Annotated in this window: 12 protein-coding genes; 6 read left to right on the top strand and 6 right to left on the bottom strand. The window is 58.6% G+C overall.

Features of this window, described 5'->3' with window-relative positions; genetic code table 11:
* From AX708_RS02510 to AX708_RS02490, 5 genes are all read left to right on the top strand, one after another.
* A partial coding sequence (locus AX708_RS02510; protein WP_067489466.1) for a DEAD/DEAH box helicase occupies positions 1 to 1,752 on the top strand: 1,752 nt, incomplete at its 5' end.
* Positions 1,753 to 1,828: 76 nt separating this feature from the next.
* Positions 1,829 to 3,085, top strand: a complete 1,257-nt coding sequence (locus tag AX708_RS02505) for a site-specific integrase (RefSeq protein WP_066525283.1) — start codon at positions 1,829 to 1,831, stop codon at positions 3,083 to 3,085.
* Positions 3,082 to 4,323, top strand: coding sequence for a tyrosine-type recombinase/integrase (locus tag AX708_RS02500; protein WP_066525286.1), 1,242 nt, complete (start codon positions 3,082 to 3,084; stop codon positions 4,321 to 4,323). Before AX708_RS02505 ends, AX708_RS02500 begins: the two co-directional genes overlap by 4 nt.
* Positions 4,316 to 4,714 carry a type II toxin-antitoxin system RelE/ParE family toxin gene (locus AX708_RS02495; RefSeq protein ID WP_233999595.1) on the top strand — a complete coding sequence of 133 codons (399 nt, stop codon included), beginning with the start codon at positions 4,316 to 4,318 and terminating at the stop codon, positions 4,712 to 4,714. The genes AX708_RS02500 and AX708_RS02495 overlap by 8 nt, the downstream gene beginning before the upstream one ends.
* Positions 4,701 to 5,030, top strand: a complete 330-nt coding sequence (locus tag AX708_RS02490; protein ID WP_066525287.1) for a DNA-binding transcriptional regulator — start codon at positions 4,701 to 4,703, stop codon at positions 5,028 to 5,030. The genes AX708_RS02495 and AX708_RS02490 overlap by 14 nt, the downstream gene beginning before the upstream one ends.
* A 118-nt stretch (positions 5,031 to 5,148) precedes the next feature.
* Here AX708_RS02490 and AX708_RS20210 read toward each other — a convergent pair whose 3' ends face one another.
* The 6 genes from AX708_RS20210 to AX708_RS02465 form a co-directional block, all read right to left on the bottom strand.
* A complete protein-coding gene (locus AX708_RS20210; protein ID WP_156443255.1) occupies positions 5,149 to 5,871 on the bottom strand; it encodes a hypothetical protein in 723 nt (240 codons plus the stop codon).
* A complete protein-coding gene (locus AX708_RS02485; RefSeq protein ID WP_066525288.1) occupies positions 5,871 to 7,286 on the bottom strand; it encodes a hypothetical protein in 1,416 nt (471 codons plus the stop codon). Before AX708_RS02485 ends, AX708_RS20210 begins: the two co-directional genes overlap by 1 nt.
* Before the next feature lie 2 nt (positions 7,287 to 7,288).
* The gene (locus AX708_RS02480; RefSeq protein WP_066525290.1) at positions 7,289 to 8,797 is read right to left on the bottom strand and encodes a hypothetical protein; all 1,509 of its coding nucleotides are present in this window, start codon (positions 8,795 to 8,797) and stop codon (positions 7,289 to 7,291) included.
* 10 nt (positions 8,798 to 8,807) lie between these two features.
* A complete protein-coding gene (locus tag AX708_RS02475; RefSeq protein ID WP_067489464.1) occupies positions 8,808 to 9,725 on the bottom strand; it encodes an ATP-binding protein in 918 nt (305 codons plus the stop codon).
* A gap of 61 nt (positions 9,726 to 9,786) precedes the next feature.
* Positions 9,787 to 10,050 (bottom strand): hypothetical protein, encoded by a 264-nt coding sequence (locus AX708_RS02470; RefSeq protein WP_067489461.1) that lies wholly within the window; start codon positions 10,048 to 10,050, stop codon positions 9,787 to 9,789.
* Complete coding sequence (locus AX708_RS02465; protein ID WP_066525296.1) at positions 10,043 to 11,137, bottom strand: hypothetical protein; 1,095 nt, start codon at positions 11,135 to 11,137, stop codon at positions 10,043 to 10,045. The genes AX708_RS02470 and AX708_RS02465 overlap by 8 nt, the downstream gene beginning before the upstream one ends.
* 102 nt (positions 11,138 to 11,239) lie before the next feature.
* On the opposite strand from AX708_RS02465, the gene AX708_RS02460 reads away from it, so the two are divergent.
* The coding region (locus AX708_RS02460; RefSeq protein ID WP_156454516.1) for a caspase family protein at positions 11,240 to 11,957 on the top strand (718 nt) is incomplete at its 3' end.

Raw genomic sequence — 11,957 nt, 5'->3', positions numbered from 1 at the left:
CTTCCCGCCCCCATCGCCGCCGCCCTTGAAGAGCGCGGCTACGAGGCTGCCACCAGCGTGCAGGCCGCCGTTCTTCAGCCCGAAACGGCGGGGCGCGACCTTGTCGTCTCGGCCCAGACCGGCTCGGGCAAGACGGTGGCTTTCGGTCTGGCGATGGTGCCCGAACTGCTCGGCGAGGCCGAGCGGATCGGCTACCTCGAGGCCCCGCGCGCGCTGGTCATCACCCCCACGCGCGAGCTTGCCTTGCAGGTCAGCCGCGAGCTCGAATGGCTCTACGCCCGCACCGGTGCCCGTGTGGCTACGTGCGTGGGCGGCATGAACCCCTCGGCCGAGCGCAAGGTGCTGAACTCCGGCCCGGCGATCGTGGTCGGCACCCCGGGGCGCCTGCGCGACCATTTCGAGCGCGGGGCGCTGGACCTCTCGGGGCTAGCAGTCGCGGTGCTCGACGAGGCCGACGAGATGCTCGACATGGGCTTTCGCGAGGAGCTGGAGGCGATCCTCGATGCCACGCCCGACACCCGCCGCACGCTGCTGTTCTCGGCCACCATGCCGCGCCCGATCGAGGCGCTGGCGCGGCGCTATCAGCGCGAGGCGCTGCGCATCGCCACCATTTCCGAAGGCGGCCGCGGGCATGGCGACATCGCCTATCAGGCCGTCACCGTCTCCCCGCCGGAAGTCGAGAACGCGGTGGTCAACCTGCTGCGCTTCCACGAGGCCGAGACCGCGATCCTGTTCTGCTCCACCCGCGAGAAGGTGCGCCACCTCCACGCGACCCTGCAGGAGCGCGGCTTTGCGGTCGTGGCGCTGTCGGGCGAGCATTCGCAGTCCGAGCGCAATCAGGCCTTGCAGGCGCTGCGCGATGGCCGCGCGCGGGTGTGCGTTGCGACCGATGTCGCCGCGCGCGGGATCGACCTGCCGACGCTGAGCCTTGTCATCCATGTCGAGCTGCCGCGCGATGCCGAGACGCTCCAGCACCGCTCGGGCCGCACGGGGCGCGCGGGGCGCAAGGGGATCGCGGTGCTAATCGTGCCCTTCTCCGCCCGCCGCCGGACCGAGGCAATGCTCGGCCGCGCGCAGATCGCCGCCGAATGGCAGGACGTGCCGGGCCCCGAGATGATCGCGACGCGCGACCGCGAGCGGCTGCTGGAAAAGCTCCTCGCCCCGACCGAGTTCGACGAGGCCGACCGCGAGCTCGCCCAGCGCCTGCTCGCCGAACGCTCGCCCGAGGATATCGCCGCGATGCTCGTCCACGCCCACCGCGCGCGGATGCCCGAGCCCGAGGAGATCAACGCCAATTCGCGCGAGGCGGCCAAGGAACGCCACCGCCCCGGCTTCGAGGACACGGTGTGGTTCCGGATGGATATCGGCCGCAGCGACGGGGCCGACCCGCGCTGGCTGCTCCCCCTGATCTGCCGCCGCGGGCACATCACCAAGAACGAGATCGGCGCGATCCGCATCGGCCAGGCAGAGACCTATTTCCAGATCCCGCGCGCGCTGGCCGAAAAATATGCCGCCACCGCCGCGCGCACCGGCGAGACGCAGGGCGACGAGGAAATGGTGCGGATCGAGCGCTCCGACGCCGGCCCGCGCGAGGCGGCCCGCAGCAACCGCCAGCTGCGCCCCTCGCGCAGCAATGCCGACAACGCCTTCGTCAAGGCCAAGCCGCCCGCGCGCGGGTTCGCCAAGCCCGGAAATGGGCCCAAGCCGGGAAAGCCCGCACACAAGCACAAGCGCAAGTTCAAGCACTCCTGACGCCGCCATGCGGCAGAAAGAGATTATTAAGTAATAGGTTACGCGAAGTTGTTCCTCTACAGAGAGGAGCAAATCAATGCAAGCAAATGGCTATCTGCCACCAGCGAAAGAAGCCCCGAATCATTCGCTGCCCCAATCCGGTGATGGGCGTGGGATTGGTGAAAAGGCAAAGCCGTCCAACCGGGTTCGGCTCAACGGCAACATTGCCCGGCGCAAACCGGGCAAGCGCATTCGCGAGTATTGGGATATCGACCTGCCGGGCTTTGGCCTGCGGGTAAATCCCGGCGGCAGGCGGACTTGGTTCGTGCTGTTCCGCCAGCGCGGCAAGCTGCGGCGGGTGTCGCTCGGTACCTCCCGCGACATCTCGCCTGCCACGGCCCGCCGCCTCGCGCGGGCGAAACTGGCGGAGGTCGTGCTAGACGGTCTGCCAACACGTCAGAAGGCACGAGCTGCACAGAAGAGCGATGCGCCCTTGCTGCGCGACTACGCCGAACGTTTCTGGGCTGACTATTCGCGACACTGGAAACCATCGACCCGAAAGCGCAACGAGAGCGCCATCTTCAAGGAAATCCTCGGCGCATTCGGCGACCGGCGGATCGACGATCTGGCCAAGGGTGACATCCTGTTCTGGCGCGACAGCTTCGTCGAGCGCCCCGGCGTGTTCAATCGCACCTTGCCGGTGTTCTCTGTAATGATGGGCTATGCCGAACGCCTCGGCCTGCGACCGCGCGGCTCCAATCCCTGCAAGGGCACGCCCCGTTACAAGCGTAAACCGATGGAACGGTTTCTATCACCGCACGAATATGCGCGGCTTGCCACGGCATTGCGGGACTATGAGGCCGAGCAGCCGCTCTATGTCGCGGCGATCCGTCTGCTGGTCTACACTGGGGCGCGTTGCGGCGAGATCGAGCAACTGCGCTGGGAATGGGTGCAGGAACCGCGCCTCATGTTGTCTGACAGCAAGACTGGCGCGAAGATCTTTTATCTCAACCGGCAGGCCGTGGATGTGATCGCTGCCTTGCCTGACCGCAAGCCGACCGGCCTGTTGTTTCCGTCGTTTCGCAATCCCGACAAACCAATCACGCTTGGCATCCATTGGTCGAAGATTCGCAACCGTGCGGCCTTGCCGGACGTGAGGCTGCATGACCTGCGCCACAGCTTTGCCTCGGTCGCGATCCGCGACAATATTTCCCTAATGGTGATCGGCAAGCTGCTGGGACACGCGCTAGCGGAAACCACGACCAGATATGCGCATCTGTCCGACGAGATCGTCGCCGATGCAGCGGAGCGCGTATCCGGCTCCATCGCGCGCCTGATCGGAGTCGGGCAATGAACGCGCTGACCCTAAGGGGGATCGTCGCTGAGGAACTGGGCAGTCTCCGGCTCCATGTTATCGGCAAGTGCGGTGGCCTGGGTGAACTGCGCAAAACCTGCTGGACCCGCGAACTGCCCGGCTTCGGGACGCGGCATTATGCCAGCGGGCGCAAGGTTTACATCGTCCAGGCGCGGATGGAAGGGCGCACCCGCACCGTGACGATCGGCAATGCCAAGGTGCTCAGCCGTGCGCAGGCAAAGGATGTTGCGCGCCGCGTCCTGCTCCGTGCTCAGACCGGCGACAATCCGGCAGAGGAGCGCAAACGGCTGCGCAAGGTTCCGTCCTACCGCGACTTTCTCAAGACCTATTGGGAGCGCGTATCGCCTAAGTGGAAACCGTCCACGCTCTACACCCACCGCTACTACAAGCGGAAATACCTCGACCGGGCCTTCGAAGGCCTGTTCCTCGACGAGATCGAGGAACGCCATGTGCAGGAATGGTTCAATCGGATCACCAACACGGGCGGACCTGGCGCGGCCAATCGCTGCAGTGAAATCCTGCGCGCCATGTTCAACAAGGCCGAGCAATGGGGCGTTCGGCCCGAAGGCTCGAACCCCTGTCTCTACATCCGCAAGAACAAGGGGCGGAAGTGCGAGCGCTTCCTGTCCGATCAGGAGTTCAGGCGGATCGGCGAAGTGCTTTACCGGCACGGCAAAACCTTCCCGCTGCATTGCGCGGCAATCAGCCTTTTGATCCTGACCGGCTGCCGTAAGTCGGAGATTGCATGCCTCAAATGGAGCGAAGTACGAGGGCGGCGCTTGCTGCTGACCGACAGCAAGACCGGCCCGCGCACGGTCTGGCTGGCCGAGGCGGCAGCCACGATCCTCCACGCGCTGCCGCGCCGGGAGAAGCAACGCTATGTCTTCTGGAACCTGGCCACCCAGCGCCCGATTACCGACATCGGCAACCTTTGGAGCAAGCTGCGTGACGAGGCGGGGCTACACGGCGTCCGCATCCACGATCTGCGGCACAGCTTTGCCAGCCACGCCGCCGCCCATTCGGAAACTCTGCCGATGATCGGCAAGCTGCTGGGCCATGCCGATGTGCGCACGACGACCCGCTACGCTCACCTTGACGATGGTCATGTCATCGAGGCAGCGCAGCGCATCGGCGACCTGATCGAGCAAAACATGAGCGGCTCATATTCATTGAGCCGTAACACCAAGTATGATAGTGGGCCGTTGCTGCATGACTGAGAACCCGCGCATCCGCATCTACGCCAACCGCTGGTTCGCCAAGTTCGCGGCAAAGGAAAAAATCAGCGATGCCACGCTTGCTGATGCCGTGCATCGGGCAGAGACCGGCCTGATCGATGCCGATCTTGGCAGCGGCCTCATCAAACAGCGCATCGCGCGCCAGGGCGGAGGCAAGTCGGGCGGGTATCGCTCGATCCTGATCTTCCGCTCGAGCGAGCGGGCCATATTCGTGTTTGCCTTCGCCAAGAGCGACAAGGCGAACCTGAGTGCGGCGGAGCTGAAGGTCTATCGCAAGGCGGCCAGCATCATGCTTGAGCTGGGCGAGGACCAGATCGAAACCGAAGTTGAAGCAGGCCGATTGGTCGAGGTGAAAGACGATGAGCAAGGCTAAGGCAAAGACCTACAAGAGCGAGGCGATGGCCGCGGTCCACGAGATGATGGAAGGCCTCCACGACGCGGGCAGCATCGACAAGCGCACCATGCGTGAGTTCAATGAGACCTGCCTTGCGCCTGCGCCAGTTCTGTCGCCGGACGAGATCAAGGCGATTCGCGAAGCGGAGCGTGTATCGCAGCCAGTATTCGCGCGCTATCTCAACGTATCGAAGAACCTTGTGTCGGACTGGGAGCGCGGAGCGAAGAAGCCGGGAGGTCCGGCACTCCGGCTGTTGTCGATAATCCAGCGCAGCGGGCTTGATGCGGTTGCATGACAGCGCTGGTTCGATAGCCATTCGCCCCTCCTCCCCGCACAGAGTCTAAATTACTAAAAATCTATGGTAATCAGCGTCTCAATAAATAGAAGGAATTACCCAATATAGTTTTCGATGATCAACGGGGGCTACCTTCAACAATGAAACGGATATCAACCCTCCTTTGGCGTTCGTCACCGCCATCATATCCAACAATTGGGCGTCGGTCGCCGTATCCAGCAAGGCCGAATACGTCTTGCCCTTGGGCATTTTTCAGTGCGAACAACTCCGGGTAAACTTGTGTCCCGATCTTCAGGATTGACCCCGCACGCTCCGTAGAAAGACACCAATTGTCGCATGATCCGCTGGCGATGTTGGCATCTGCGTGGCCTTCGATCATTACTGTCTCGAACAGGACCTTGGGCCGGACACAGGTCGAACCAGCGCTTTGCGATGAAGGCTTGCATCCTACACGGCGTGGATGCTCGTTTGTGCAAAGAACACGATTGTCAGAACTCTTCACATAACACGGTAATGTTTGCGACAATTCTAAGAGCATCAAATCAATAACTGACCGTCCCTGAGCATTCAGCTGTGTTGCGCTGCTGTCGAACATGTTCTTGCTCGGAAGCCGGATTATGCCATCCTTATCAATGGCAATGCTCACTCCTTCTCCTTGTTTGCTGTTTATTGCCTCCACGATGCCGTTGAGCAGGGCAGCACGTTCTCGTGCAGCTTCAGCAGCAGGGTCCGATTGTTTCTCCTTGATAGCAGCGACGACAAAGAAGAGAAGGACGACGCCGACTGCGCCCGCCATGAGATCAGCGATCGCAATCCATTCGTTCTCCTTCTCCCGCATCATTATGTCTCGCTCTCATCACCATGGGACAAAATGACCTGCTCGGTTCTGGACAAGTTGGCCAGGCGAGCAGCAAGCTTCTGAAGTTCCGTCACCTGTTGTGAGATGCGGTGCACATCCGATGCAATCCGATCATCACGCGAGATCGCGCTCTGCAATGCACCTGTCAGCCTGGCTAGCTGATCGGCCTCGGTTTTCATGAAGTCCTTCAACTTCTCGCCACTCTCTAGACTGATATTCGCCAGGTCCTGGATGACGAGCGCATCCCTTTGCATACGCGTCACATTTTCTTTTACTTCGCGTGAGAGTCTGTTCACAGGCTCGCTTAACCTTGTTGCAGCTAGAAGGAGAGCCGACACGGCCTCTTGTGTCTGCGCAACAGCATGACTCTGATCTTCGATGGACGTCTTGATGTCTTGACTCATTTCTTTCATCGTCTCGCCAACCGAATTCTGAAGTTTATTCATTGTAATTTCAATTTCATCGGTTGATGATTTCATGCTGCCAGCCATCTGATCCATCTGGCGACCGATAGTATTGCTCATACCTTCTATTGCGGCTCCGAGATCAGACTTTATCCCGCCCAAGGTCTCGTCAACCTTGTTTCCAAATGCCTGTATCTCGCCACTGAGGCCGTTAGCTGCTCCTTCGAGTGCGTTTGATGCACTTGACATTGTCTCCGCCGAGCTTTTCATGAGCTGGGCCGCAGCGGCCATCTCGGAAGCGGAAGCGCGAATTTTACCCATGTTTTGTTCGTTCGCAGAGACGAAGTGCTCTATTCCCTCGCTAATTTTCTTGAGGAAAGGTATCGAGCTTCGCTCAGAGTGCTGAATTTGCTCTTTAACGGCCGTTGTTAGACGTTCCATGAAGCGTCGGTCATTGATCCTAGAGGTCGTTCTCTGTCTCGTGATATTGGTTATACAGAAATTAAGACGTTGGCTTTCCCAATCCTTGAGCTTTGAGGTGATCCTCACGAAAAGAAAGAATATAATGCCCCATGTCGAGGTTTTGAATTTTGCGCCCAAGCCGATGAGAACCTGTTCGATTTCCGCACTACTACTATTTGCGTTCTCGAAGACTTGACTTGCAGCGTCTAGCGATATCCCTAGGCCAATAAACGTGCCAAGCAGCCCCGCTACAAGCAACAGGCTTGGCAGAATCGAACACCAACGCTCTGATGGATGTGCGATGGCCTCGCTGATGTCGGCAATCGAACCATAATCATCACTCTTCAGATCTTCCCATTTCGTTTTCCAGTTTTTTTCATTGGCGTTTGCTGACGTCCAAGCAAGCACGCCGAAAGCTGATATCGCCATCAACGAAACAAGAATTATTGGCAGCCATTCTCCCTGTTGAAACCAAAGAAAATGGGCAATCGCGCCAGGTGACATCGAATAGGACGGGACATCTGCGGCCATGCTCATTCTTCCCCGGCTGAGTTTGACAGATCGTCCGGCTTATCGTGATCAGACTCAACTCCGTTCGCGCCGCCAATAGGGTCTTCATTATCATCCTTGATTTCAGGCGCAGCGCTATCGGTCTCGGACTGCGCGTCGCCCTCCGCCTCGTCGGTCTCGTCGTCATGGCCGCTTCCGAATTCCAGACGCATCATCCGCTGCTTGTAGGCCTCCTGATAGAGCAGCGCGAAGCGATCGATCTTATCGGCTATCTCTCTTGGTCGAATGTCGGACCAAGCCACACCCTTTTCGATGAACCCGATCAGGAGAGGCGCAATTTCGAGCGCTGTCTTGGTCTCAATGTCGTCTAGGTCCGCCGCCAGGGCATCGTCGCTCTTTTGTACTTGGAGCAGTACCCCTTCGCCGGCATGCTGATAACGGCTCATCGTCTCAGCTCGTTCGAGAGCTTCATCAGCCAATTCCTGCGCCATCTCGACTTCGGCTTCAACGTTCGCAATCTGAACGCTGATTGCGTCCTTTTCCTCTTGGGACATGCTTGGCCTTAGTTTCGAACTAAGAATGGCTCGCCGGTGAAGGAGGGCCGACACCTTACCCGCCTCCGCTTTGTAGAGTCGATCCAGTTCCACAGATCGCGCCGCCCAGGCGATAAGGAGCTTCTCGAAGACGAAAGGAAACAGTCTGCTCCCGTACTCAGCCTCTATGATGTCGTTAAGCATCGCGAGCTTTTCTTCATCAAGCTGGCCACCATGGCCGAGCATAGCCGATCCCATCTCCACAATCAGAAAGTCGGCTTCCGTCAATCTGCCGAAATCCTCGGTGTTTCGAAGCCGAAGTTCTGCCAGTTCGAGCAAGCTTTGAGCTGCCTGCAGACGCAGATATTGATCGAAATTGTCCATATCTGTTTGTTCGAGCGCCTGGGCCACTCCCGCTCTGGCAAGTTCGAAATCGATGAACATCGCGAGTAGCAGCAGAGTGTGGGCCTCATCGGGGTTGGCAGCCATCATTTCGGCTGCCTTCTCCCGAAGCAAGTCACGTTTCCGTCTGGCCCCCCCCCACTCGTCTTTCCGAATGAACCGATCAACGACCTTCGTGATCATGTCGATCGTCCAACGGACCGCCTTCTCGAGCGCCGCCGCGATCGGGGTCACGAAGAACTTCAGCGCCAGATCCAGGAGCTTGTCGACCGCGTGTACAAAGGCATTAAGTCTCGGGTGTGCCGAAGTCGCTGATTTCAGAAATGCGAGAATGGGTTGGCCGACTGCTTGAAGATAGGGCTTGACCGCTGTCCAAGTTCTTTTGACGCTATCAACGAAGCTGTGCCCATGATCTGCAATCACGATTGCTGTCTTGATCAACGCCTCCTTCGCGGCCGATAACGCTGCATTGACAACGCGCTTGCCTACACTGACGATTTTCTTTCCAGTATCAACTGCATAGCGAATGCCGCTTTGCACAGCACTACCAAGAACGGACAGAACAGAGCGGCCCCAACTCCTCATCGCTTCCCACATCGCAGGCCTCCTATTGCATATTCAGGTTTCGTTTCAGCGAACCAGCGTTGTCGGGGTCGGTATCTTCCGGCTTGGCCGCCTGCTCTTGCTTGCGATATCGCCGCCTGATAGCTTCGATCGCCCCGACGACATGTCGGCTTTCAAGCCGAAAGTCAGTTACACCGGATTGCGCCTCCATCAGGACTGAGGGAAGAGCCCGCCTCATGGAATGCAAGATGTCGCGACCGGACAATCCTTGTGAGGCTCTCACTGCGTCTTCGATGATTTCGTTACGGTCTCCGGCAAGGGGTATCCCGCTTACAAGCATCTTCGACCACAGACCGCGTCTCTCTTTTATGTCCGGAAGGGCGAAATACACCTGGTGCGTGATGCGGCTCAGGATCGCATCATCGTAATCACGGGAGAAATTGGTCGCAAATACAACAAGGCCCTGATGCTTGTTTAGCTCGGTCATAAAGGTGTTTCGGGTCGCATTAATGTCGTTATCTATACCTTGCGACACTGCGATACGGCGTCCAAGCAAAGCATCTGCTTCGTCGAAAAACAGCAGGGCACCCTCCTCGTAAGCCAATTCGAAGGCAGCCTGGATGTTTTTCGCCATCTCGCCCTTCAAGCTGCTTTCCAGGTCCGCTATGTTGAGCGCTAGGAAGGTCATGTTGAGCGATCCGGCCAGCGCTTCAGCTGCCATTGTTTTCCCGGTTCCAGGTGGCCCATGAAAATTCACGGTTGCTGCACGACCCAACGGGTCGACTTCAGCAAATCCCCAGTCCGTGTAAATCGTCTCGTGATGCATAAACAGAGATATACACTCCTCAAGCGCCTGAGATGTCTCAGGGCCGATAATGAGATCTCGCTTGATTTTAAATCTTGGCGCTTTGACCATGAAATGGCTGCGCTGGCGCACATTTTTCCGAAGCCCATCATTCATTTGTGCGGCCCTTCATCGCATCAAATACTATTCAAAGTAGGGAATAATTCTGAGGGAGTCGCTAGACAGAAAACCCGTATTTCTCTTTGAGATATACTTTCAATTCCGCCGTTGGCTCCTCACCATAGCAGGACGCAAGAACGTCGCCGAAATGATCGATGTCGATCGCACCGTCGCCCTCAATCGCAGCCATGAACGCTGATTCGCGATTCTCGCGGACATAGACGAAATAGATCGCCCAGCGCCCCGTCGTGTCCTTAGCGCGAATTCGGTGCACCATGTGCCCCTGTGAGCCGATCAGTCGGTCAAGATACGAATCAGGCATTCGCGTCCCTTTGCTCCAAAAGCGCTCCCCGGACCTTGTAGCGCGCCATATAGCAGTCGAACTCGGGCTTCGCCTTTGAACTTCCCGCGTTCGCCAGCAGTGCGTGCAATGCCTCGACGGGCACCGACAGACGATCCCCTTTGCCCAAGGATTTCCGTAAGTCGCCTTTGGCACTCGCATCGACAAGGAGATAGACGCTGTATTCCCCGCGCATGTCGACGATGGACCCATAGTCGATGACGAGTGGTTCACCGGGCTCGATCGGTCCGCGCGGCGGCGACCAACGGACGAGGTTCTCCCAGGGTTCGTCCCAGCACAAAGGACCCGCGCGCGGCGTCATGCTGCTCGGACGGGGATCACGGATCGTAACCCCCCAGATCTCACACGGCTCCTTGGAGACGAAATCGAGTCCCACGATAGGCTTGTCACCAGCTCGAAAGGTGATCGGCTCGCGCTCCCAAGGCGGTTGTTCGGGCTGGACTTGCGCACCGCCGAACCGAGTTAGCCCTTCACCGCGCTGCCGACCGCGTAAGAATGCGACCGCCTTTTCTCGATCGCAAACATTGCGAAGGCCGTGAAGGTACTTCATTGCTCTATCGTGAAGAATGTCGTTGCTGATTTCCTGATCAGTGAACTTGAGAAGACTTGCCAGTCGCCCAGCAAACTCGAGCGACGGCAAGGCGAGGTCCACGGCTCGTAGCGAGGCATTGCCTGGCTTTTGGGTCATCATGAAGGCGATACAAGGCGCATCAAACCGCGAGGACTGATAGCCCGTCAGATCATCGACCGAAAATCCGGCAAAGAAGTTCATTATTTGTGCTGTCGCAGCCGCATCCTCTGAAGAGAAGCTGGTTTGCCCATTCTTTTTCCTACTCCAGTTTACCGCTGATCCCTGCTGGTCACCGAAGAGCAGCCTAGCGAAGATATTGTCAGGCCATGCCGTTTTGGTCATGCCTACCATGTCACGGAAGAGATCAAATTTTGCGGTGAAATCCGGGATGGCCTGCTCATAGAAGCCAATACCGACAAGTGCATGCGCCGCCCGCCCGACAGTTTGGCGATAGGCTGCGTTCGTGGGGTCGATCACGTCTCGTGCTCCGCGTTCGTAACGCAGACAGTCTGGCGAATTCCTCCTGTTCTGCAATAACATTGAATTGCGCACACAAATTGGCTGCTCTAGTTTCCCTGCATGCAAATGGATGCGATAGCCCCCCCCCGAATCGCGCTTCTGATTGCTCAAGAGGTCTACAAGGTCGGCAGCGGCTTTGCACAACTCCAGACACCTGTCGCAGGCGTATTGGCACTGGCAGAGCAGCTCGAAACATGCGGTTTTGAGGTTACAGTTTTCGGCGACGAGCCAAATCGCAACGACCCGCACTCGCTGGACGATTTGGTCACAGCCTTTGAAACCTTCGCGGCACGGGCGGAGGAACTCAAAGACGCAATCGTGTTCTTCTACTTTGCTGGTCACGGCATCGCGCACGGCGATGACTACTTCATGCTGTGCGAGTCGGCATCTTTGCAGAGCTTTCGAGCCGGGGGGCTCGATCTCGGTCGCGTTGCGCATCGACTGGACCGGCATGATGACGGCTTCACGATCATTGTTGCCGATGCATGCCGCGATCATGCATTCCCGACAGAAACCGAGCAGCTGCGGCGCGGGTTGGCGGGGCCTGCGATGGAGGAGATCTTGTCGCGCCGCCGACTGGGCCTTACGCGCGGGATCGTAGCCATCGCCGCTGCGGATGGCGAAGTCGTTCTTGATGATGCAGGTGGGATCGGCATGAGTCTGTTCACCGCAGAGTTGATCAAATCGCTGCGGACGCCTCTCTCACCCGCTAGCGCTGTCCTACTAACCTCTCTTATTCATGAGGGTGCGTTTGCAGGCTACCCGGCGCCGGCGGTGC

The sequence above is a fragment of the Erythrobacter sp. CCH5-A1 genome (assembly GCF_001557115.1).
GTDB lineage: Bacteria > Pseudomonadota > Alphaproteobacteria > Sphingomonadales > Sphingomonadaceae > Erythrobacter.
This window is presented reverse-complemented; position numbering and strand designations above follow the sequence as displayed.